Here is a 22,594-nt window from a genome sequence, read left to right as displayed (position 1 = left end):
CCCCGTTTTCGCCCATAGTGATTATCCCCTGCCGGTCGGAAGTCCAGGTGAAATATGCTATGGTTTGCCTGGAGGAACGGAGGGACAGAACGTTGCCCAATCACGAGGAGAAGATTGCGTCCTACAAGACGTTGATTAATTTACATCTTAATAATGTCGAAAAAGCACAATGGAGACTGTTTGAATTGCGAACCGGATCGATAACGACCACCGGGGATGAAGTCGCTTTCAGCAGGTCATTAATTGCAGATGAAATGTGCGAAATCCGCAAGCTGGAGATGCTCCTGAAGCGGCTTCAACACCCCAAGGAAAACGACACGACAGCGTTATGGCGTATGTTGCGTCTGGGGGGCAGTTTCGGCTGGAGCCGCAAAATAAACTGAATATCGCTAGCCCTCATCAGGGGTGAGAAGAAGGAGGAGAGCAAGACAACGAGCCCCCACGCGGCTGTCTCTTCTCCTCTCTCTCCCCCCAACTGGCCGCTTTAGCGGAGGAAACATTTGTCCCAAGACCGGGGTGCTAACAGCGGTCAGCGGGGTCAAGTTACACCCGATTTGCTGTGCCGTATAAATGGCTTTATGGCCATCCACCGAAAGGGGTAATGGCGAAATTCGGGCAATCGCCGGGAAAGCTTTTCAAAAAAATGGCCGAAGCGCCAAAGCAGTGCTTCACAGGGGACTGTGGAAATGCTTCGTCGGCTCCGGCCTATTGCTGCCAATGGGCATTGGGGTAGTTGAGTTCAGGCAGCAGCAACAGTGTCGCCCACCCGCGCCCATGGGTCCAATCACACTTCCCCTCCACTCGAAACAAAGAGGGAGAACAGAAGGCACATCGCCCCCAATCCTCCCCCAGATGGCGGGTTGCAGAGTTTGGCATGCCATCACAACCAGCGCGGGTAATTTACACCAGTTTACGGGATTTCCACTTTATTTTTAACTTGTTATGCGGTGAGACCATTGGCCTTGACCCTCGCCCACATGCCTCGGACGCATCGATTCCCATATACGTTGGATGTACGTCTCCTAGACCACGGTGTGATTACGTCTCCACTGCGAATGGAGATAATGAACCACATCACAAGCGGAACAGTCGGGAGGAGACGACCATGAACAGGGACCGTACCTCATACGCCGGCAGATCGAAAGAAATGGCGAGCAGTATGGAGCCGATCATGGACGTATATGAAGCAGTCACAAGCCGACGGGCGGTGCGCGGATTCAAAGACGAGCCTGTGTCGAGGGAGGTGCTTGAGCGCGTGCTGTCCGCCGCAGCCTGGGCGCCGTCCGGGTCGAACATCCAGCCGTGGAACACCTACGTCATGACCGGCGCGCCGCTGGCCGAGCTCAAGACGTGCGCCATCGAGCGCGTGGCCCACGGCGACCCCTGGGACAAGCGGCAGTACAAGATGTACCCGGCCGAGCTGAAGTCCCCCTACGGGGAGCGCCGATCCGCCTTCGGCAAGGAGCGCTACAGCGCGCTCGGCATTGCGCGCGAGGACTGGGAGGCGCGCCAGCGGGCTGCCATCGCCAACTGGAACTGTTTCGGCGCGCCCGTCGCCCTGTTCTGCTACATCGACCGCGACCTGGGCCGTCCCCAATGGGCCGACGTCGGCATGTATCTGCAGACCATCATGCTGCTGCTCCGCGCCGAAGGACTGCACAGTTGCACGCAGATGGCGTGGTCGCAGGTTCGCGAGACGGTCGCGGAGGCCTTGTCGCCCCCGGACGAGCTCATCCTCTTCTGCGGCATGTCGATCGGGTACGAGGACCCCGCGGTAAGTTCCCCGCGTACGGGCCGTGCCCCGCTCACCGAGACGGTCACTTTCGTCGGCGATTAGTTACTGGACAAGAGCCCCTTCTATGATTCTTGCGTATGATACGTCCTTTATCATGCGAGATATTGGAGAACGCCATGACCACGCACAAAGTAGGCTATTTCATCGGCAGCCTCGCCAAGGGCTCGATCAATCGCAAGCTCGCCAACGCGTTGGTGCGGCTCGCCCCGCCGGAACTTGAAATGTCGGAGATATCCTTCAAGGACCTGCCGCTCTACAGCTACGACTATGACGCCGACTACCCTCCGGCTGGCAAGGCATTCAAGGCGGCAATCGCAGCCGTCGACGCCGTGCTGTTCGTCACGCCCGAATACAATCGATCCATACCCGGCGGACTAAAAAACGCAATCGACTGGGCGAGCCGCCCCTATGGCACCAACTCGTTCACACGCAAGCCGTCAGCGGTGATCGGCACGTCGCCGGGCGCGATAGGCACAGCAGTCGCCCAGCAGAATTTGCGAAGCGTGCTTAGTTTCTGCAACTCTCCACAGATGAATGCCCCGGAAGCCTATATCCAGTTCACACCGGGGCTGATCACCGATGACGGCGAGGTCACGAACGACACAACCGCCGATTTCCTTCGCACTTTCATGCAGGACTTCCATGTCTTCGTTGCAAGGGTTCGCTCAGTGCTGCCGAAAGATGCCTAGAGCCAGCCTACGCAACATCCTGGAGGTGGAGTCGCTCCGTATCTGTTTCAACCGGCCGGTCAGTCGGGATCGGACACTCTCTCGAATAGTTCCACAGGATTGCCGCGATAAGTCGTGGCTTTGAACATTTTGAAGTCCAGGCGTGCGGCGACGCTTTTGGACGTATCGTTCCACGTATCGATCATGCAAACGGTCCGGGTTGAAATTTTCCTCGAGTCGAACCAGACAAATACGGCTTGCATCGCCTCGGTTGCTATACCTCGACCGTTCCGGGAATACTCCACCCGCCACATGGCCTCAGGTACACCATCGTAAGACGCGCCGTGGCCTCGATGAAAGTGCGCCAGACCCACCTCGCCGATCACAGCACCAGATATGCGATCGACAATGGCAAATGGCCCGAAGTCAAACGTCGCCCAGTGTCCGATCCAACGCAGCAACCGGTACCAGATTTCTTCCTCGCTCAGCTGGGGCTGACCGGGTGTCCCCTCCGTCATAGGCTTGTTCACCCACACGGTCTTGTAGCTTTCAAAATCGCCGATGACGAGCGGACGCAAGAGCAGACGGTCTGTTTCAATCATGGTTTTGCTTGCTACGTGATTGGTTTCGCAATTGAGTTTAATATCTGCATTCGAAGGTAGCGCCAAATTCTAAACGCGCATGCTTAACCTTTTGATCCGTGAATTAACAGTTACGTACTTGTTCTTTGCCACAACGAGAGTTCTCCTGAATGCAAGGGCATTTGAACGCCGCAGAATTTGCGACGTAAATCAACCCGGGGGGAATTAAGCTCGTGACAAACATTACACGCCGAGGCTTCGCTTGCGGGATCGCCCTGATTCCGGCTTTACGCTTCACATCGGCACTAGCCCAGACCACCATCTCCCCGGAGGAAGCGCGCGCCATCGCCAAGGAAGCCTATATCTATGGTTTCCCGGTGGTAGACAATTACCGGATCGAGCATGCCTATTTCGTCGACACCAAGAACCCCGAATACAAGGGGCCCTGGAACACCCTCGTTAACATACCGCGTGTCTATACGCCGGCGGACACGGCTATCCAGACACCCAACTCCGATACGCCCTATTCGATGCTCGGCATGGATTTGCGGGCCGAACCCATGGTGCTCACCGTACCGCCTATTGAAAAGGACCGGTATTTCAGCATCCAGTTCATCGACGCCTACACCTTCGATTTCGCCTATATTGGCAGTCGCGCGACCGGCAATGACGGCGGCAGCTATCTCATCGCGGGGCCAGGATGGAAGGGCGAGACACCCAAGGGCGTGAAAGAAGTCATCCGCTCGGAAACGGAACTTCTGCTTGCCGCCTATCGTACGCAGCTTTTCAGTCCGGATGACCTCGATAACGTCAAGAAAATTCAAGGCCAATACAAAGCCGAGCCGCTATCCAAATTCCTCGGCGAGGCCGCGCCGGCTGCTGCACCCGCCATTGATTTCATCAAGCCGTTGTCCCCCGGCGACGAGACGACATCGCCGGAGTTCTTCAACATACTGAACTTCGTGCTGCAATTCTGCCCGACCGATCCGTCCGAAACAGAACTCATGGCGCGTTTCGCAAAGATTGGGGTCGGGGCAGGCAAGACCGTCGACGTCACCTCGCCGGAAATGAAAACGGCCATTGAACAAGGCATGGCCGATGCATGGGCAGACCTTGAAGGCCTGCGCAAACAGATTGACGTCGGCAAGGTCACATTCGGCGAGATGTTCGGTACGCGCGCGTACCTGAAGAATAACTACCTTTACCGCATGGCCGCCGCCAAGCTCGGCATTTACGGCAATTCCAAAGAGGAAGCGATGTATCCCGCCTATGCCATCGATGCCGATGGGAAGAAGCTCGATGGAGCCAACAAGTACACCGTGCATTTCGCGGCGGGGGAACTGCCGCCGGTCCACGCCTTCTGGTCATTGACCATGTATGACCTGCCGCAGAGCCTGCTCGTCGCTAATCCGATCAACCGCTATCTGCTCAACTCGCCGATGCTGCCGCAATTCGTAAAAGACGCCGATGGCGGCCTGACATTCTATATCCAGAACGAGAGCCCGGGCAAAGACAAGGAGCCGAACTGGCTGCCTGCACCCAAAGGGCCATTCATCATTGCGATGCGACTCTACTGGCCCAAGCAGGAAGCGCTTGATGGAACCTGGAAGCAGCCGCCGATGAAGCGGTCCACCTAGCAAGGGTACATCCCCCGATTTGCGATGCGTCGTCGCCTGCCCCAGCCATTAAGTAACAATTCCGCAACACCTTTCCCCAAAGATGAATGCTCGGCCCGATTGTATTCGAAAACTAAACCTTTCGACTTATAGTAGAGCTTTGACTCGCACGACTAATGACCGTTTTATGCATTTTCTAAAAAGCCGGCACGGCAGAGGGGGGATCCTCGACAGCTGCGTCCGAAAAAAGGTGGGATAGGTATTGGCATGACTCTACGCAAAGCTCTTCGCGCATCGACTGCGCTGACCGTAGTCTCGATTCTCGGCATGGCTGCCACGGTCTCCCTCTCGATTTTCGACGAAGCGAACGCGCAGACTTGGAATGGGGCGACGCAGGACTACGGCACCGCGACAAACTGGACGCCGAATGATGTACCGGACGCTGCCGGAGAGAGCGCTGTGTTCGCTGGCGCCGGCTCTACGGTAAATCTTGGTGGCAACACTTACTCATTGGACAGTTGGAATGTCAGCGGCGGCACCACCTACTCAATGGAAAACGGCACCGTAAACTTTATCACTGCTGGTGGAGGCTTGACGAACACGTCGTCGGGCGGCTTGGGGATATCTGCAAACATTGGTGGTGTTGGCGGCGTAACGCAGAATGGCACCGCTACACTCTTTCTCCTGGGCAACAATACCTATAGTGGCGGCACGACCGTGTTGTCTGGAATACTTGAAGCAAGGGGAACTGGTACACTCGGAACAGGCGCTGTGAGCGTCGGGAATGCGTTCGGGGGTGCCTCTGCCGAACTCCAGTTGACCAACGGCTTCAATGCTCAATCGCTGGTTATTACCAACGACGCCACCGGTCGAACAGTTTTTGTTAACGATGGCTCGGCCGGGAGCGCAAACATTACCAATAGTGAGGGTGGTACCACCAGTTTCACGGGCAACAGCACGGCCGGTAACGCAACTATCACCAACGCCATAAGCGCCAACGACCCAAGTGCTACGGAATTCAGCGATAGCAGCACTGCCGGCAACGCTACTTTTATTTTGCCGGGTGGCGATGTCAGCTTTCTGGACACCAGCACGGCCGGCAATGCCCATTTAACCGGAACAGCAACCATTATATTCCAGCAGAATGCGACCGGCGGCAATTCCCTTATCGAAATGAACTCCGACACGGGCATCGTGCGTTTTCTGGACAACAGTACGGCAGGTTCGGCCACAATTTTGAACCAGACTGGAAGCCAGGTGCTTTTTGTCGGAGCAGGCACCTCGGCGGGCAGTGCGAACATTACCAACACTGGCGTCGGATCCCTGAACAATTCGACGACTTCATTCGATAGCACAAGCACAGCGGGTAGCGCATCGATCACCAACATAAACGGTGGCAGGACGGAATTTCTCGATACCAGTAACGCGGGCAGCGCCAGGATTACTAACGACGTCGGGGGCGGCACATTCTTTGAAGCGACCAGCACCGGCGGCAACGCACAACTGGTTACAATCGGCACTGGTTTCGTCGACTTTTCACGAAGCGTTGCTGCCGCGAATACGGCTGGCTCCATCGAGGGCAGCGGCGAATTGCGGCTCGGTTCCATTGATTTCACCGTCGGCTCGAACAATCTGTCGACCACCTATTCCGGCGTGATCCAGGACGGCGGTACCAATGGCGGCACCGGTGCGTCGCTGACCAAGACCGGCACAGGAACCCTGACGCTTTCCGGCATCAACACATACACCGGCGGCACGACCGTCAATCAGGGAACGCTTTCGGTCAACGGTACCATCGGTGCCGTCAATGTTTTGAGCGGTGGGACGCTCGGCGGTATCGGTACGGTTGGCAACACGGTTGTGGCCTCCGGTGCTACAATTGCTCCAGGCAATTCAATCGGCACACTGAATGTAGCCGGAGACATAACCCTTGCTGCCGGTTCGATCTACAGTGTCGAACTCGCAGGTTCGGGTGCATCCGATCTGATCGCTGCTTCCGGCGTTGCAACCTTGCAGGGCGGTTCGGTCGCAGTCACGGCACTCGACCCGCAGACCAGCTATCAGACTGGACAAGTCTACAGGATCTTGACGGCACAGGGCGGCGTCAGCGGAGCATTCGATCCGAATGTGCTGAGCAACTCCGCATTTTTAAGCGCGACGATTCTGAACTCCGCCAATGCGGTGGATTTGACCATTGCAGTCCAGCAAACACCACCGAACCAGGGTCCTTTCGTATCGGTCGCGCAGACGCGTAACCAGCTGGCGACGGCTGGCGCTCTCGATACTCTGGTTCAAAGCGGCAGCTCGCTGGCTCTGTACAACAGCCTTCTTGTGCTCGATGCTGCCACGGCACGCGAAGCATTCGATTCATTGTCGGGCGAGATTTACGCTTCGACGAAGACAGCGTTGATCGAGGACAGCCGTTTCATCCGTGATGCTGCGATCAACAGGGTTCGGAGTTCCTTTGGCGGCGTGGCTACCCCTGCTCTGCCGATTATGGCCTATGGCGAGGGCGGCCCTGAACTCGCTCCAGCAACAACCGACAAATTCGGCGTATGGGGAACAGGTTTCGGCAATTGGGGTTCGACCGACAGCGACGGCAATGCCGCGTCCCTTGACCGCACGACTGGCGGTTTTGTCGTTGGAGCCGACGCACTCGTCTGGGAAAACTGGCGTCTTGGTATGCTTGCCGGATATAGCCGCACATCGTTCGATGTCGATGATCGCTCATCTTCCGGAGACAGCGACAACTATCATCTCGGCATCTATGGCGGCTCGCAGTGGGGCAATCTCGGCTTCCGTGCCGGTGCAGCCTATACGTGGAGCAATATCGACACACATCGCTCGGTGGAGTTCCCGGGCTTTTCCGAGGATCTGAACGCCGACTATGACGCCGGAACAGCCCAGGTCTTCGGTGAACTTGGCTACCGTATCGATACCAGCCGCGTGGCGTTCGAACCTTTCGCCAATCTCGCCTACGTTAACTTCCGGAGCGACTCCTTCTCCGAATCCGGTGGCGCAGCGGCCCTATCCGCGTCGAGCGAAACGACTGACACGACTTTCACCACGTTGGGTCTGCGGGCGTCCACCGATTTCACGATGGGAAGCATGTCGGCGACGGCGCGCGGCATGCTGGGCTGGCGCCATGCATTTGACGATGTAACGCCGCAATCGCGCCTCGCCTTCGTTGGGAGCGACGCCTTTACGATATCGGGCGTGCCAATCGACAAGGACGCGTTCGCAGTCGAGGCCGGTCTTGATCTCAAGATCACGCATAGCGCGACACTTGGTCTGTCCTATAACGGTCAGTTCGGCAGTAAAGCACTGGACAATGGCTTTAGGGCCGACCTTTCGTTCAAGTTCTAAAAGCCTGAACGAAAATTCGCCATGAAAGGCTGCAAATGGCGCTTTTGCACCCCTAACGAATTTGCGTCTGGCTTTAAGACGTTTGGCTTCCGCCTCTGAGGAAATACAATGGAACGGCCGGAAACAGACCATATCGACCAGGATGCGAATCTCGACGCCTTGGCGAACTTTGTGGACTATTCCGGCATTAACAGGGATCGGGGCGGCAGATGCCGTTTTGACGCCGACATCCTGTTCAGCAGCGACAGGACGGTCGACGAGCGCACACGCGTCCACATCAGCTTTCGCGACGATGAGGTTTCCGTGGTGCGCTTTACCGAGAAAGGTGAGTTGAACCCTGTCAATGTGCATACGGAATTCAGGCTTGCGTCATCCGTTTTCCGGTTTGAAGATGAAGAACTGCAGATTTTCGGAACGTCACCGAAAGTCGGCCAATATAAGGTCCGTATTCGGCCGTTGTAGAATTGTTTCGGACTGGAGAACTACCGAATGACCGCTTCGTTTGCGGAAACCAAGCTGCTCCTGTTCCGGAGACTCAAATACATACTGCGCCGCCCAAAGCCTCCAGTGCTGCCCGTTCCCTTTACCGGACCAGTCGTGGTTGTCGGCTCGGCTCCGGTTTCTCATAAGCCCATCGATTTTGACGAAACATTTCGTGTGATCACCATCAATGGTTCCCAGGCAGTGACCCGGAAATGGGGCATAGAAGTGCCCGACGTCACGCTTATGCAGTACAGGCAGCTCGATGGCACGAACACGAACGCCGTGGAGGTTCGCCGCGTGCTCAAGGGCGAGCGCACGGGCATGCTTTACGTGCTGTTGTGGCGCAAGGGGCTGGCGAGCCTGAACGAGCACCTGCAAGCATTTGACTATCACTATGACAGGGTTCAGATCGTCAACCGCTATCAGCGCATTGCGCTGGTGGAAAAAATCTGCGGGCTGAAGGTGCTCGAACTGGATGCAATCTCCAAATGCTCGAACGGGGTGATCGCAGTACTCTTCGCGCTATTGAACGGCGCGACAGCCGTGATCATCAGCGGAATCAATCCGCAATCGACCGGACATGTCTATAACCAGGAAAATTTGTCCCGCCTCCACGTCGAGATGGACAGCGAAATATTGTTGACGCTGCTGCGTCAGGGATATCCCGTTTATACGGCTGACCCCGAAGTAGCAAAGTCGATAGGATTGCCGCTCTGGCAAGGCAAAGCACGAAGTAATTCCGCCGCTGTCTCGCAATAGCGCGGAACATAAGCGCTGACGGTCCGTTATAGCCCTGTAATGAACAGGAGCTTCAAAATGGCAATGTTTTCCAGAAATGCAGATGATATCCAGGGCGACGTCGAAGCGCAGATCGCGGCGCTGCGCAAAGAGATTTCCAAGATTTCGGCCAGTCTTTCCGATTTGGGATCTGAACGATTTGACGAGATGAAGCGTTCCGCATCAAGGCAGGCTCGTTTCGCTGCCGATACCGCCAAGGAGAATCCTGTGGCGACGGTCGCGATCATTGCGGCTGCAGCCCTGCTACTCGGGCTTTTCTCACGCCGTTGATACAAGGATGATTTACCATGGACGACATGACCGAAGCCATGCAGGGCGAGACGGACAAGGAAAGACTGCGCAGTGAGATCGCCGATTTGAAGCGCGATCTGGCGGCGATTAGCAAAACCCTGTCCGACCGCGGTATCGAATTCCTCGATAATCTATCGGATGACGACGAAAGCTCGACTTTCGATGAAATCAGGGAGCGCGGTGCGCGCGCTGCCAGTGCTCTGGGTCATCGGGCTCAGAAAATTGCCAATACGCCAACGCAAAATTCGGTTTCGACGCTGATGATCATCGCTGGCCTCGGCGTTATCATCGGCATGCTAGCTCGCTAGAAAAAAATTTATTTTTTGCGGAACCTTTGCGACACATCCGCGTTTCTACAAAACTGGTCCCCCAACCAGCTAGGCTGCAACCCCACAGCCAACCCCGAGTCCCAGCTTCTACCCCGGTAGAAGCTGGGCTTTTTTATTGGCTGGCTTAACGGACCTGATCAAGCAGACGCTTGCATTCAAGCAGGTCAAACAGCGTTTCCTGAAGAAGTGTACGATTGTCCTTGGAGAGCCGCTTGCCGTCGGCAGCAACCGGACCCTCGTCGTCCCCCTTGATCAATCCGAAGAGACGTCTGCCTTGGGGCGCGGATTTCGACGTTCCCATGACGGCGGCCTCCTCGTCGGCGTCGACGCGGTCCTGCTCGGCGGCAAGGGCTTCTTCCTGACGGGCCGAGGCCTGCTTTTGCTGGCTGATCGCTTCGGCTGCTGCAGTATCGCCGCTGCCGAGCGCTATGATGAACTGCGTGCCGTTTTCCCTGAGAAGCCGCTGCACACCCTTGATCGTATAGCCCTGATCGTAGAGCAGATGGCGGATCCCCTTCAGCAGATCCACGTCCAGCGGGCGGTAATATCGACGACCCCCGCCACGTTTCATGGGTTTTATGTGCGTAAAGCGCGTTTCCCAGAACCGCAGGACGTGCTGGGGCAGATCGAGATCTTCTGCAACTTCGCTGATGGTTCTAAATGCGTCGGGACTCTTGTCCATGATTTCACCCTCTCAGGAGAAATTCTGATTCGACCTCTATTTCAGCGGTTTATCGACCATTTTTCAAGCGCGGCGCTAAACTACACCACAGCAATCTTGCATCCGGAGCGTGCAGAACGCAAATTCAGCGATGTTCAGGCTGTTTTTTTCTTGCGCGTCTGGTGCGAGCGCAAAATTCGCTGCTTCAGCACATTCGATGCCTTGAACGTCATTACCCGGCGCGGCAGGATTGGAACCTCTTCACCCGTCTTGGGATTGCGACCAATGCGTTCGTTTTTATCTCTTACCTGGAACGTGGCGAAAGACGATAATTTGACGGTCTCGCCACGAACAATTGCGTCACACACTTCATCGAGAATTGTCTCGACAAGCGAAGCTGATTCAGTTCGCGAAAGCCCTACCTTGCGATAGACCGCTTCAGCCAGATCAGCGCGCGTAATGGTCTTACCCCCCATACGATCTCAAAGCTCTCGTTTGTTGCAAAACTACCAGGTGACAGCGGAAGTTACAGAATGAAACCGGATCGGGCAAGCGTGTTGAGAAAGTTCGTGAACTAATTCAATGCTTAACCGCCTGCTACCACCGTAGCAGAACTGCACCCCACGTAAACCCCCCACCCATGGCTTCGAGTAGTACGAGATCGCCCTGCTTGATCCGGCCATCGGCAACAGCGGCCGCAAGAGCTAAGGGTACTGAAGCGGCTGATGTATTTCCGTGTTGGTCGACGGTGATGACAACCTTCCCGGCAGGCAGATCGAGCTTCTTCGCGGTGGCGTCGATGATGCGCTTGTTGGCCTGGTGCGGGACGAACCAATCGATATCCGCAGCAGTAATTCCTGCCTCGGAAAACGCCGCTTCGATCACATCGGTGACCATGCCGACGGCATGCTTGAAGACCTCCCGACCCTCCATCCGCAGATACCCCACCGTCTGCGTCGTGGATGGTCCGCCATCAACATATAGTTTCTGTTTATGCGATCCATCGGAACGCAGATTGGCAGTGAGGACGCCGCGATCGGAGGTCAGGCCGCGGCCCTCACCCGCTTCAAGAACAACAGCACCCGCACCATCGCCGAACAACACGCATGTCGTGCGGTCTTTCCAGTCGAGGATACGGGAAAACGTCTCCGATCCAATGACCAGAACGCGTTTGGCCATGCCGCCGCGAATATAGAGATCGGCTGTGGTCATCGCATAGACGAAGCCGGAGCACACCGCCTGCATGTCGAACGCAAAGCCATGCGTCATGCCAAGACGCGCCTGAATATCGACCGCAGACGCTGGAAATGTGTTGTCCGGCGTTGAAGTAGCCAGGATGATCAGATCGATATCGTCCGGCGTGAGACCGGCATTGTCCAGCGCAGCCCGGGCCGCTGCCTCGCCGAGCGAAGCCGTCGTCTCGCCCTCACCTGCGATATAACGCTGACGGATACCTGTGCGCTGGACGATCCATTCGTCACTCGTCTCGACAATGCCTTCCAGATCAGCATTCTTGACCAGGCGTGCCGGCTTGGCCGCCCCTATACCTTTAACAACTGATCTGATCATTTAACTTCCTGTTGTATTTCGGCTTCTGTGTCGTTGTTGGCTTCGTCTTTGAAGGCGACGCCGACCGGACCCTTGTGAAAATGCGTGAGATCCGCAGCGATCTTGTCGAGAAGCTTGTTGTGAGCCATGTCATAACCAACATCGATGGCGGAGGCAAAGCCCAGCGCGTCCGTGCCACCATGGCTCTTGATGACGACACCATTAAGGCCGAGGAACACGCCGCCATTGGTCTTGCGCGGGTCAAGCTTCTCACGCAGACGGTTGAATGCACCCCTGGCAAAAATATATCCAATCTTCGCCATCAACGTGCGGCTCATGGCCTCGCGCAGATACTGCGTATACTGCTTGGCTGTACCTTCTGCTGCCTTGAGCGCGATATTCCCGGTGAATCCTTCGGTGACAACGACATCCACCGTGCCCTTGCCGATGTCGTCACCCTCGACGAAGCCGTAATATTCAAGACTGGGCAATGGAATTTCACGCAGGATACGAGCCGCGTCCTTGACGTCATCCTGCCCCTTGATCTCTTCCACGCCGACATTCAGAAGGCCAATCGTGGGACGCTCGATGTCAAAAAGGGAGCGCGCCATGGCGGCTCCCATCACTGCGTAGTCGACGAGTTGCTGCGCATCGGCACCGATCGTCGCGCCTATATCGAGCACAATGCTTTCGCCGCGCAAAGTCGGCCATATGCCTGCGATGGCGGGCCGCTCGACATTTGCCATCGTACGCAGGCAGAACTTCGACATCGCCATGAGCGCGCCGGTGTTGCCGGCGGAAACGCAGACATCTGCCTCGCCGGTCTTTACGGCCTCGATCGAACGCCACATGGACGATTTCCAGCGGCCGTTGCGCAAAGCCTGGCTCGGCTTCTCGTCCATACGCACGGACACGTCGCAATGGTGGAAAGTCGAGGCGTTGGACAATGCCTGATGTTTTGCCAGGTGCGGCTGGACCTCTTCTTCTCGTCCAAAAATCACGAACCTGATATCAGGATGGCGCTCCAGCGCCGTTGCCATGCCGGGAATGACGATCGATGGACCGAAATCGCCGCCCATGGCATCAATGGAAATTCTGATCACTCTCGATTGTCCTGTCCTGTTCAGTGCGGATGCGCCTATCCGGGCGGCAATACTTATGCCGAGGACATAGCACCAATCAAGTCTTCTGTTTCCAATCCTTCAGACCAGCGAACGGATTGGCAGGTTTTTCGGTTTCGTCATCTTCGCCAAAACGCGCCACGACTGGCGGCGCATCCTCGATTCCGGGCTTGCGTGGATAGGGATCGATCGCAAGCTCAAAAAACTCCTCGGCGATAGCACCTGCGTCGAGCCTGTCGCCGGAAAACGTCTCCGGTGCATCGGGGCCCTCGGCGTCGATGATGAGTTCCCCATTCTCATCGAGCGGCAAACGGGCAAGTCGGGAATTTTCAGGCACGAAAAGCGTGTCGATCTCCGCGTTGACGGTCGCATCGATCGGTTCCAAAGTTACGATGCATGACTGGACGATCTCTGCCTTTACCGTACCCCGAACGCGAATGCCGTCCTTTTTCCAAGGCACGATCTGCAGATCGGCCTTGAACGATTTGACATCCTCCAATTCGTGAAAGTCGCGCAATGCATCGCGCTCACGTTGATCGGCATCGATCTTTATGGTGACTCCCTTTTGCGGCAGGCGGTTGACGGAAACAGGAAAGCTCAAGGCTCCGTCGGTTTTTCTGGTAATCATGTTGCTTCCCCCCTTTCAACTTTGCGGCGCTTGTACAGTACCAGCCTCAGGAAATATCACTTTCCCGCTTGCGAGCACATCATCGGGCTGGTTCTCCAGCAACCGGACCACCCGCCCTACATAATCTGCTAACACAGCTGCGCCTGACCAGCTATCGCTGTCTGGCCGGATATTGCGCGCAAGCGCTGCAATCAATGCCGGGTGATCATTGCTTTCAAGCGCCTTGTCGTAGGATTCGATACGGCCGTAAAACATCCGCGCCAGTTTCTTCATGCGCTTGGGCACACCCGAATCCCCGATGCCTAGCTCGCGCAAGGAATGATCGACATCCCTGAAAAATTCGTCCGTCACTTCCTGACCGATCGCTTTCAGTGCAGGGCTCCTGCCCTTGATACGCCTGACAAAAAGATAAACATGCAAGGAAAGCATTTCATACCGGCCAAGCGGCGAATCCGGTACCTCCAGGTCAGAATAAAAGCATGGCTGCCGCGCCGCTGCCACGATCGCATCGTAGAGGGCGATGGTAATCGCCTCATTTGCTTTGGCCTTGCGGCTGAATAGACTGAGAATCATGTAGTTAGGCCCTAACTTGAGTCTCCCATGCATCACGAGTCGCGTGTTGCATCGGACTTCAAGGTGGTTTACCGAAGTTCTGCGGGCAGCGAAAGACTTGCGCCCAGATTGAAATGGAGATGTCGTTGCTGCAGCGGATTTTCAAGACCGGTTGTTCAAGGGAATACCTTCTCGCCGGAACCTTTTTATTGGCTACGGGGCTCGCGGGCTGCAATACTGCCAACCTCAATCCATCGGAGACATTAACCCAAGGCTATGTCATTGACGACAAGGCACTGGAGTTCGTTCCCGTGGGCTCCAGCCGCGAGCAGGTGATCCTGTCGCTGGGCAGTCCGTCGACAACGGCGACATTCGACAACGAGGTTTTCTACTACATCTCGCAAAAAGCCCATCGCAGCGTCGCCTTCATGCAGCCCAAGGTCAAGGAACGCCGCATCCTGGCCGTCTATTTCGACAAGGACAGCAAAGTTACCAGCGTCTCCAATTATGGATTGCAGGATGGCAAGGTATTCGACTTCATTTCCCGTACCACGCCGACCGGCGGCAGGGATCTTTCGTTCCTTGGCCAGTTGCTGCAAGGTGTAGGCAAAACCCCGTCAATGCCCTCCGCCAGTGGCACGCCCACCGGAGGCGCTCCGGACAATCCTTAAAAACAAAAACCCGCGAAACATGTTCCGCGGGTTTTTGTTGGGCAAGTATCAGCAATCAGTGTGCAAGCACGGCCAAAAGCAGCAATGCAACGATGTTTGTGATCTTGATCGCTGGATTGACGGCGGGGCCCGCCGTATCCTTGTAAGGATCGCCAACAGTATCGCCCGTTACCGACGCCTTGTGCGCTTCCGACCCCTTCATGTGGCGCTTTCCATCCTTGTCAACGAAGCCGTCTTCGAAGGATTTCTTTGCGTTGTCCCAAGCGCCTCCGCCTGACGTCATCGAAATGGCAACGAAGATGCCATTGATGATAACGCCAAGGAGTGAAGCACCGAGAGCCGCGAAGGCAGAAGCCTTTGAGCCCGAAATCAGCAGCACGCCGAAATAGACGACAAGCGGTGCCAGCACAGGCAGGAGCGAAGGAACAACCATTTCCTTGATCGCAGCGCGGGTGAGAATGTCCACCGCCCTCGCATAGTCTGGCCGTTCCGTTCCCTGCATGATGCCTGGCTTTTCGCGGAACTGGCGGCGTACCTCCTCCACCACGGAGCCTGCAGCGCGACCAACCGCCGTCATTGCAATACCGCCGAAGAGATAGGGGATAAGGCCACCGAAGATGAGACCGGCAACCACGTAAGGGTTGGACAGCTCAAAGTTGACGGCACCAATGCCTTTGAAGTAGGAAAACGCCGTCGCGCCGGCCTTATCGGCCTCCGCTATGAAGAACTTCAGGTCGTTCGAATAAGCGGCGAACAGCACCAATGCGCCCAGACCGGCAGAACCGATCGCATAGCCCTTGGTGACCGCCTTTGTCGTGTTACCCACCGCATCGAGCGCATCGGTAGACTTGCGCACTTCCGGATCGAGACCCGCCATTTCGGCAATACCGCCGGCATTGTCAGTGACAGGTCCGAAGGCGTCGAGCGCCACGATCATACCGGCGATACCGAGCATCGCTGTGACTGCGATGCCAGTGCCGAACAAACCCGCGAGCTGATAGGTCCAGATGATGCCACCGACAATGACAAGAGCTGGCAAGGCGGTCGATTCGAGCGAGACCGCAAGTCCCTGGATCACGTTGGTTCCATGACCGGTAACCGAAGCCTGCGCGATTGAATTGACCGGGCGCTTATTGGTGCCAGTATAATACTCGGTGATGACCACGATCAGCGCCGTCACCACCAGACCGAGTATTCCGCAGAAAAACAGGTTCCTTCCGGTGATCAACTGACCATCGACTGTGCCAATCTCACCCCAGCCGACCGTTGCGGAAGTTGCCGCCGCAAGGCCGAGGATCGACAGAAGCCCCGTCACGATCAGCCCCTTGTAGAGAGCACCCATGATGGAATTGTTAGCGCCAAGCTTGACGAAGAACGTGCCGGCGATGGAGGTGATGATGCAGGCACCGCAGATCGCCAATGGGTAGAGCATGACCGCACTGAGGACGGGCGTTGCGGCAAAAAAGATTGCACCGAGAACCATGGTGGCGACAATCGTCACCGCATAAGTCTCGAACAAATCGGCTGCCATGCCGGCGCAATCGCCGACATTGTCTCCGACATTATCGGCGATCGTTGCAGGGTTGCGGGGGTCGTCTTCAGGGATACCAGCCTCGACCTTGCCAACAAGATCACCACCAACGTCGGCACCCTTTGTAAAGATACCACCGCCGAGACGCGCAAAAATGGAAATAAGGGAGGCGCCGAAACCGAGTGAGACAAGCGCGTCGATCACAGTGCGATCGGCGGGCGCATAACCCATTGGTCCAGTCAGAATCCAGTAGTAGACGGACACGCCGAGCAAGGCGAGACCTGCCACCAGCATGCCAGTGATGGCGCCTGACTTGAAAGCGATTTCAAGCCCCGCGGCAAGACTGCGAGATGCGGCCTGTGCCGTGCGGACATTGGCACGGACAGAAACGTGCATGCCGATGAAACCGGCAAGCCCTGACAGCACTGCGCCAATCAGAAAGCCGATCGCAGCCGTTCCGGTAAGCAGAAACCAGACTGCAAGGAAGACGACGACGCCGACGATGGCGATCGTGGTGTACTGACGTGTGAGATATGCCTGTGCGCCTTCACGAATTGCACCGGCGATTTCTTGCATGCGCGCATTGCCTTGGTCCGCCGCGAGCACCGATTTGGTGGCTAGAAACGCGTAGACAATAGACAGCAGACCGCAGGCAATGACCAAAAACAGTATTGTCATGCCACTCCCTCAGATTTTGACCGGAAAAACCCCTCCCCGGGTCACGTTCGGTACGGCACACAAAGAAATCCGCCAGGCCGGCAGAAACGCGACCGTATGTGTAAGGAGTAGCGAAGCAAATGTGAAAACGTCAAGGTCTTTCGCATCTTAGCGAAACGCAAGACGAAAGTAGGGCTAGGCAGAACGGGAGTCGAGCGGCATAAATGGAGGCGGATAGCGATAAAGGTCTGCCTGTGGAGGTTATTTACAACGAACGTATCAAATTGTTTGCAACATTTTTGAACGGGTTGGGAGTAGCGGTTTTTGCAGTACGAGGTTTGGCCCCGTTGATTTCAAGTTTCAATGGCTCGACAAGTCCGAGGCCGCTGTTGCTGTTTACCAGCACCATCTGTATTCTGGCTGCTTTCGCCCTACATTATATCGCGAGTGTTGTCCTTAAGAGGATGAGATCATGACCACGTTTCAAACGCTTTGGCTTCTTGCGATGCCTATCTCGGCTCTGATCTTTGGGCTTGTTGGTCTCTATATAATCGACAGGAACGCTAAGGAAAATCCCCGCGACCGCCATTAGCGCCGGGGGCCTTTAACACCCTTGCTCTCACCGCGAAGTTCAAAAGCAAGCCGATCCAGAACAGCATTGACCAGCTTTGGTTCTTCTTCCGAATAAAACGCCTTGGCGATGTCGACATATTCCGACACGATGACAGCCGTTGGGACATCAGCCTTGTTCTTCAGTTCCCATATGCCGGCCCGCAGGATCGCACGCAGCGTCGAATCAAGGCGTGATAGCGGCCAGTCTTCGGTCAGAGCCTGACGGATCATTGGATCCAGCGTAGTCTGATCGGCAACGACGCCTGAGACAATGGCGCGAAACCATTGCGGGTCGGCATCGAGATATTGCTTGCCGTCTACTTCCTTGCCGAGACGGTGTTCCTCGTATTCAGCTACGACCTCAAGCACGCCTGTACCCGCTACATCCATCTGATAGAGGGCTTGGACTGCGGCCAGCCGAGCAACGCCACGTTTATTCGCGGTCTTCACGAGGGGGCTTTGCTCGTCTTTTGGAGAAGGCATCGATCAGGCTCCGAGCTTGTCCTTGAGGGCAATCATGGTCAATGCAGCGCGTGCCGCAAAGCCACCTTTGTCCTTGTCCTCACGCCGTGCGCGCACCCATGCCTGCTCTTCATTTTCGACAGTCAGGATGCCATTGCCGATGGCGATGCTTTCCTCGACAGCGAGGTCCATCAGCGCGCGACAGGATTCATTGGCGACGATATCAAAATGATAGGTCTCGCCGCGGATGACCGTGCCCAGCGCCACATAACCATCATACTCGGTCCCGCCATCCTCCGCACCATCAAGGGCAAAGGAAATGACAGCTGGCACCTCGAGTGCGCCGGGAACGGTAACAACATCATAGGTGGCATTGGCTTCATCGAGGGCCAATTTTGCACCATTCAGGAGGGCATCCGACAAATCTTCATAGAATCGCGCTTCCACGATCAACAGATGTGGCGCACGCGCCTTTTTTTTCGACATGATAGCTCCAAGGGAAACTGGTTGCGGATGATTTCCGCGTTGGTTCAGGTCCTAGGCTGATTTCGGATATTCTGCAAGCCGTGCAGCGTATCGCGCCATCTGATCTATCTCGATATTGACCCTGTCGCCAACCTTGCGATCGCCCCAAGTGGTCACTTCCAGCGAATGACGAATGAGGAGAACATCGAACTCGTTGCCATTGACACCGTTGACCGTTAGCGACGTACCATCAAGCGCGACGGAACCCTTTTGTGCAATGAACCGTGCAAGTTGCCCGGGAACACGCAGTGTGAAACGAACCGCATCGCCCTCGTCCTCACGCTTGATGATTTCCGCCATCGCGTCGATATGACCGGATACAAGATGGCCGCCCATCTCGTCACCGAGTTTGAGCGAGCGCTCGAGATTGATGCGTGTTCCTGTCTTCCAGCCGGATATGGTGGTGAGTCGCAGCGCTTCTTCCCAGGCTTCGGCCTCAAACCAGCGCGCATTGGAGCCTCTTTCGGGAAGGGTCGTTACGGTGAGGCAAACGCCGGAGCATGAAATCGATGCACCGATCTCGATCGTTTCCGGGTCGTAATTGGTCTCGACGCGCAGCAGCACGCCTTCATTGAGCGGCTTCACCTGACCTATCCTGCCAATATCCGTTACAATTCCCGTAAACATCCGCGATTCCCTAGAGAGGTCTGACATATTCGCTGTAGCGGTCTTCACCGAAGCGATATTCATGTGACAGGTTGAAACCACGAGCCATATGGGATTGCAGTGCAGGTACTACAACCCCGCCTTCACTACCAATTGCAGACGGACCTTCGAAGAGAGCCAGACGATCCACCAGATCTTCCTGCAGGAACGAGCCGGCGACGGTCGCACCACCTTCAACCATCAACGTTGCGACGCCCTGTGCCGCAAGATCGTCCAGCAATTCCGGCAGTGCGGTCGCGCCGCAATCGGTTTCGGTCGCGAGGATGCGGCAACCAGCGGCTTCCAATGCCTGACGTTTGACCGGATCGGCTTCGGCATTGGCGGCGATCCAAACTGGAACAGTGCCAGCAGTTCTGACCAGGGAGCTATCGAGCGGTAAACGAAGCCGGCTATCGAGCACAATGCGGATGGGCGAACGGTGTTCCAGGCCCGGCAAGCGACACGTCAGCAGCGGATCGTCGGCAAGAACCGTTCCGATACCGACCAGGATTGCATCGGACTCGGCGCGCATGAGGTGAACCTGCGCGCGAGATACCGGACCGGTGATCTCAACCTGTCCATGCCCCTTGGTGCCGATGAATCCGTCGCTCGAAAGCGCAATCTTTAGAGTCACTTCAGGGCGTTTTTTCGAAGATCGAATCAGGTAACCGGCCAAATAATCGGCGGCTTCTGCCCGGAGCACATTTTCCTCAACGTCGATGCCGGCAGCGCGCAAGATGGCATAACCTTTGCCAGCCACGCGTTCGTCGGGATCGCTTGCAGCCGAGACCACCCGGATCACACCAGCCGTTACCAGCGCATTGGCGCAAGGGGGAGTCCTGCCGTGGTGGGCACACGGCTCCAATGTCACGTAGGCTGTGGCGCCGCGGGCTTTCTCGCCAGCTTCGAGCAGAGCCTGTGTTTCCGCATGCGGGCGCCCACCTATGGCGGTAACGCCGCGGCCGAGAATCACGCCGTCCTTGACGATCAGTGTCGCGACGGAGGGATTTGTTCCAGTCAGCCCCTGATGACTGCGTGACAAGCGAATGGCCGCTGCCATGTAGCGGCGATCAAGTTCGGAAACAGTCATCGGACTCATTCGTCCTTGACAGGCTCGGCTGCTATGTCACCGGCTGTAATCTCATCGATGACATCGTGGAAGTCCTTGGCCTCGCGGAAATTGCGATAAACCGAAGCAAAGCGGATATAGGCAATATCGTCGATGCCCTTCAGCGCGTCCATCACCAGCCGGCCAATCTCATCGGAGCTGACCTCCGGCTCGCCGGAGCTTTCCAGCTGGCGAACGATGCCGGATACGGCGCGTTCCACTCGCTCGGGATCGACCTGCCGCTTGCGCAATGCGATTTCGACCGAACGCATCAGCTTGTCGCGATCGAAAGCAACCTTGCGGCCGTTTTTCTTGACGACGGAAAGGTCACGCAATTGCACGCGTTCGAAGGTGGTGAAACGTCCACCGCAATCGGGACAGACACGCCGGCGCCTGATTACGGCACCATCTTCCGCAGGGCGGGAGTCTTTCACCTGAGTATCTTCGGACTGGCAATAGGGACAACGCATCGATGAGCTCTCTGAACACGATTCTAAAATCGCTGCAAAGATAGTGTCTTTCGGTGCGAGATTAAAGCGTTCCTGCGATACGAACTGTCAACCAATAGACGTAGGAGAACAATCTCCCCGCTGCCGGGGAGATTGTTGCCACAGTATTATCCAAGGTATGGATAGAGCGGGAAGCGGTCCGTCAGCGTAACGACCTTCTGCTGAACCGCTTTTTCTACCGCTGCATTCCCCTCGTCGGAATTGGCCACTTTCAGGCCGTCCAGAACTTCTGAGATCAGATCGCCGATTTCGGTGAATTCTGCCGCACCGAAACCACGTGTCGTTCCGGCCGGTGTGCCGAGGCGAACGCCGGACGTAACGAAAGGCTTTTCCGGATCGAACGGGATGCCGTTCTTGTTGCAGGTGATGTTGGCCCGTCCGAGTGCTGCTTCGGCACGTTTGCCGGTTGCATTCTTCGGGCGCAAATCGACCAGCATCAGATGATTATCGGTGCCGCCGGAGACAATATCTAGGCCGTTCTTCTTCAATGTCTCGGCCAGCGTTTTCGCGTTGGCGGCGACATTCTGGGCATAGGTCTTGAATTCCGGCTTCAACGCTTCACCGAATGCAACGGCCTTCGCAGCGATGACATGCATGAGCGGGCCACCCTGAAGCCCGGGGAACACGGCCGAATTCATCTTCTTGGCGATCTCCGGGTCATTGCTGAGGATCATGCCACCGCGCGGTCCGCGCAACGATTTGTGTGTCGTCGTGGTGACGACGTGCGCATGCGGGACGGGAGACGGGTGCACGCCAGCAGCAACGAGACCAGCGATATGCGCCATATCGACCATAAGATAAGCGCCGACGCTATCTGCGATTTCGCGAAAACGCTTCCAATCCCAGATGCGCGAATAGGCGGTGCCGCCGGCGAGGATCAATTTTGGCCTGGTCTCACGCGCTTGTTTCTCAATCGCATCCATGTCGAGGAGGTGATCGTCCTGTCGTACGCCATAGGAGACGACCTTGAACCATTTACCGGACATGTTGACTGGCGAACCGTGGGTAAGGTGGCCTCCTGAATTGAGATCGAGACCCATGAACGTGTCGCCCGGTTGTAGCAGGGCCAGAAAGACCGCCTGGTTCATCTGGCTGCCGGAATTCGGCTGGACATTGGCAAATTCGCAGCCAAACAGCTGCTTGGCACGCTCGATCGCCAGTTCTTCGGCAATGTCGACGAACTGGCAGCCGCCGTAATAGCGCTTGCCCGGATAGCCCTCGGCATATTTGTTGGTCATGATCGAGCCCTGTGCTTCCAGCACCGCGCGCGACACGATGTTTTCCGATGCGATCAGCTCGATCTCATGGCGCTGACGGCCAAGTTCCTTGCGGATGGAGCTGAAAATCTCCGGATCGATTTCTTCGAGCGATGCGTTGAAAAATGAATCTGCATTCGACATGGTGACAGGACCCTCATTTGCCGGTGGGGAATTCATA

24 protein-coding genes are annotated in these 22,594 nt (G+C 56.4%); 10 read left to right on the top strand and 14 right to left on the bottom strand.

Going from position 1 to position 22,594, the window contains the following annotated elements:
* The first annotated feature begins 92 nt into the window (after nucleotides 1-92).
* The 3 genes from PHA01_RS04725 (at nucleotide 93) to PHA01_RS04715 (ending at nucleotide 2,484) form a co-directional block, all read left to right on the top strand.
* Nucleotides 93-383, top strand: a complete 291-nt coding sequence (locus tag PHA01_RS04725; protein WP_271893684.1) for a hypothetical protein — start codon at nucleotides 93-95, stop codon at nucleotides 381-383.
* A gap of 788 nt (nucleotides 384-1,171) precedes the next feature.
* Nucleotides 1,172-1,837: a nitroreductase gene (locus tag PHA01_RS04720; RefSeq protein ID WP_271893682.1), complete on the top strand. Its 666-nt coding sequence runs from the start codon at nucleotides 1,172-1,174 to the stop codon at nucleotides 1,835-1,837.
* 74 nt (nucleotides 1,838-1,911) lie between these two features.
* Entirely contained in the window at nucleotides 1,912-2,484 is a 573-nt protein-coding gene (locus PHA01_RS04715) for an NADPH-dependent FMN reductase (protein ID WP_271893680.1), read from the top strand.
* Between the two features lie 59 nt (nucleotides 2,485-2,543).
* On the opposite strand, the gene PHA01_RS04710 is transcribed toward PHA01_RS04715, so the two are convergent.
* Nucleotides 2,544-3,065: a GNAT family N-acetyltransferase gene (locus tag PHA01_RS04710; protein ID WP_271893679.1), complete on the bottom strand. Its 522-nt coding sequence runs from the start codon at nucleotides 3,063-3,065 to the stop codon at nucleotides 2,544-2,546.
* A 254-nt stretch (nucleotides 3,066-3,319) separates the two neighbouring features.
* Between PHA01_RS04710 and PHA01_RS04705 the strand changes: the two genes are divergently transcribed.
* The 6 genes from PHA01_RS04705 (at nucleotide 3,320) to PHA01_RS04680 (ending at nucleotide 9,906) form a co-directional block, all read left to right on the top strand.
* Nucleotides 3,320-4,681 (top strand): DUF1254 domain-containing protein, encoded by a 1,362-nt coding sequence (locus PHA01_RS04705; protein WP_417020915.1) that lies wholly within the window; start codon nucleotides 3,320-3,322, stop codon nucleotides 4,679-4,681.
* Between the two features lie 246 nt (nucleotides 4,682-4,927).
* A complete protein-coding gene (locus PHA01_RS04700) occupies nucleotides 4,928-8,026 on the top strand; it encodes an autotransporter outer membrane beta-barrel domain-containing protein (protein ID WP_271893678.1) in 3,099 nt (1,032 codons plus the stop codon).
* A gap of 108 nt (nucleotides 8,027-8,134) precedes the next feature.
* Nucleotides 8,135-8,488 carry a hypothetical protein gene (locus tag PHA01_RS04695; protein WP_271893677.1) on the top strand — a complete coding sequence of 118 codons (354 nt, stop codon included), beginning with the start codon at nucleotides 8,135-8,137 and terminating at the stop codon, nucleotides 8,486-8,488.
* A 27-nt stretch (nucleotides 8,489-8,515) separates the two neighbouring features.
* Nucleotides 8,516-9,268, top strand: coding sequence for a membrane-anchored protein (locus PHA01_RS04690; RefSeq protein ID WP_271893675.1), 753 nt, complete (start codon nucleotides 8,516-8,518; stop codon nucleotides 9,266-9,268).
* A gap of 57 nt (nucleotides 9,269-9,325) precedes the next feature.
* A complete protein-coding gene (locus PHA01_RS04685; protein ID WP_271893674.1) occupies nucleotides 9,326-9,577 on the top strand; it encodes a hypothetical protein in 252 nt (83 codons plus the stop codon).
* A 17-nt stretch (nucleotides 9,578-9,594) separates the two neighbouring features.
* The gene (locus PHA01_RS04680) at nucleotides 9,595-9,906 is read left to right on the top strand and encodes a hypothetical protein (protein ID WP_271893671.1); all 312 of its coding nucleotides are present in this window, start codon (nucleotides 9,595-9,597) and stop codon (nucleotides 9,904-9,906) included.
* 145 nt (nucleotides 9,907-10,051) lie between these two features.
* Here PHA01_RS04680 and PHA01_RS04675 read toward each other — a convergent pair whose 3' ends face one another.
* From PHA01_RS04675 to PHA01_RS04650, 6 genes are all read right to left on the bottom strand, one after another.
* Nucleotides 10,052-10,609 carry a MerR family transcriptional regulator gene (locus tag PHA01_RS04675; RefSeq protein ID WP_112530843.1) on the bottom strand — a complete coding sequence of 186 codons (558 nt, stop codon included), beginning with the start codon at nucleotides 10,607-10,609 and terminating at the stop codon, nucleotides 10,052-10,054.
* 134 nt (nucleotides 10,610-10,743) lie between these two features.
* Complete coding sequence (locus PHA01_RS04670) at nucleotides 10,744-11,064, bottom strand: integration host factor subunit alpha (RefSeq protein WP_106716952.1); 321 nt, start codon at nucleotides 11,062-11,064, stop codon at nucleotides 10,744-10,746.
* Nucleotides 11,065-11,185: 121 nt separating this feature from the next.
* Nucleotides 11,186-12,157, bottom strand: coding sequence for a beta-ketoacyl-ACP synthase III (locus PHA01_RS04665; RefSeq protein WP_112551315.1), 972 nt, complete (start codon nucleotides 12,155-12,157; stop codon nucleotides 11,186-11,188).
* Nucleotides 12,154-13,239 carry a phosphate acyltransferase PlsX gene (gene plsX / locus PHA01_RS04660; RefSeq protein ID WP_271893670.1) on the bottom strand — a complete coding sequence of 362 codons (1,086 nt, stop codon included), beginning with the start codon at nucleotides 13,237-13,239 and terminating at the stop codon, nucleotides 12,154-12,156. Before plsX ends, PHA01_RS04665 begins: the two co-directional genes overlap by 4 nt.
* 76 nt (nucleotides 13,240-13,315) lie before the next feature.
* Complete coding sequence (locus PHA01_RS04655) at nucleotides 13,316-13,885, bottom strand: YceD family protein (protein ID WP_271893669.1); 570 nt, start codon at nucleotides 13,883-13,885, stop codon at nucleotides 13,316-13,318.
* A gap of 15 nt (nucleotides 13,886-13,900) precedes the next feature.
* The gene (locus PHA01_RS04650; RefSeq protein ID WP_271893668.1) at nucleotides 13,901-14,458 is read right to left on the bottom strand and encodes a ubiquinol-cytochrome C chaperone family protein; all 558 of its coding nucleotides are present in this window, start codon (nucleotides 14,456-14,458) and stop codon (nucleotides 13,901-13,903) included.
* 125 nt (nucleotides 14,459-14,583) lie between these two features.
* Between PHA01_RS04650 and PHA01_RS04645 the strand changes: the two genes are divergently transcribed.
* Complete coding sequence (locus PHA01_RS04645; protein ID WP_417020898.1) at nucleotides 14,584-15,108, top strand: outer membrane protein assembly factor BamE; 525 nt, start codon at nucleotides 14,584-14,586, stop codon at nucleotides 15,106-15,108.
* Between the two features lie 55 nt (nucleotides 15,109-15,163).
* Here PHA01_RS04645 and PHA01_RS04640 read toward each other — a convergent pair whose 3' ends face one another.
* The 7 genes from PHA01_RS04640 to glyA form a co-directional block, all read right to left on the bottom strand.
* Nucleotides 15,164-17,317, bottom strand: a complete 2,154-nt coding sequence (locus PHA01_RS04640; RefSeq protein WP_271893666.1) for a sodium-translocating pyrophosphatase — start codon at nucleotides 17,315-17,317, stop codon at nucleotides 15,164-15,166.
* Nucleotides 17,318-17,884: 567 nt separating this feature from the next.
* Nucleotides 17,885-18,391: a transcription antitermination factor NusB gene (gene nusB / locus PHA01_RS04635; protein WP_112530836.1), complete on the bottom strand. Its 507-nt coding sequence runs from the start codon at nucleotides 18,389-18,391 to the stop codon at nucleotides 17,885-17,887.
* A 3-nt stretch (nucleotides 18,392-18,394) separates the two neighbouring features.
* Nucleotides 18,395-18,856: a 6,7-dimethyl-8-ribityllumazine synthase gene (locus PHA01_RS04630; protein ID WP_271893664.1), complete on the bottom strand. Its 462-nt coding sequence runs from the start codon at nucleotides 18,854-18,856 to the stop codon at nucleotides 18,395-18,397.
* A gap of 51 nt (nucleotides 18,857-18,907) precedes the next feature.
* Nucleotides 18,908-19,522, bottom strand: a complete 615-nt coding sequence (locus PHA01_RS04625) for a riboflavin synthase (protein ID WP_271893662.1) — start codon at nucleotides 19,520-19,522, stop codon at nucleotides 18,908-18,910.
* 10 nt (nucleotides 19,523-19,532) lie between these two features.
* The gene (ribD, locus tag PHA01_RS04620; protein WP_271893660.1) at nucleotides 19,533-20,630 is read right to left on the bottom strand and encodes a bifunctional diaminohydroxyphosphoribosylaminopyrimidine deaminase/5-amino-6-(5-phosphoribosylamino)uracil reductase RibD; all 1,098 of its coding nucleotides are present in this window, start codon (nucleotides 20,628-20,630) and stop codon (nucleotides 19,533-19,535) included.
* Between the two features lie 5 nt (nucleotides 20,631-20,635).
* Nucleotides 20,636-21,118 (bottom strand): transcriptional regulator NrdR, encoded by a 483-nt coding sequence (gene nrdR / locus PHA01_RS04615; protein WP_271893658.1) that lies wholly within the window; start codon nucleotides 21,116-21,118, stop codon nucleotides 20,636-20,638.
* Nucleotides 21,119-21,264: 146 nt separating this feature from the next.
* Nucleotides 21,265-22,557: a serine hydroxymethyltransferase gene (gene glyA / locus PHA01_RS04610; RefSeq protein WP_271893657.1), complete on the bottom strand. Its 1,293-nt coding sequence runs from the start codon at nucleotides 22,555-22,557 to the stop codon at nucleotides 21,265-21,267.
* Nucleotides 22,558-22,594: the final 37 nt, after the last annotated feature.

The organism is Candidatus Phyllobacterium onerii (assembly GCF_028331445.1).
In the GTDB taxonomy this organism is placed as follows: Bacteria; Pseudomonadota; Alphaproteobacteria; order Rhizobiales; family Rhizobiaceae; genus Phyllobacterium; species Phyllobacterium onerii.
This window is presented reverse-complemented; position numbering and strand designations above follow the sequence as displayed.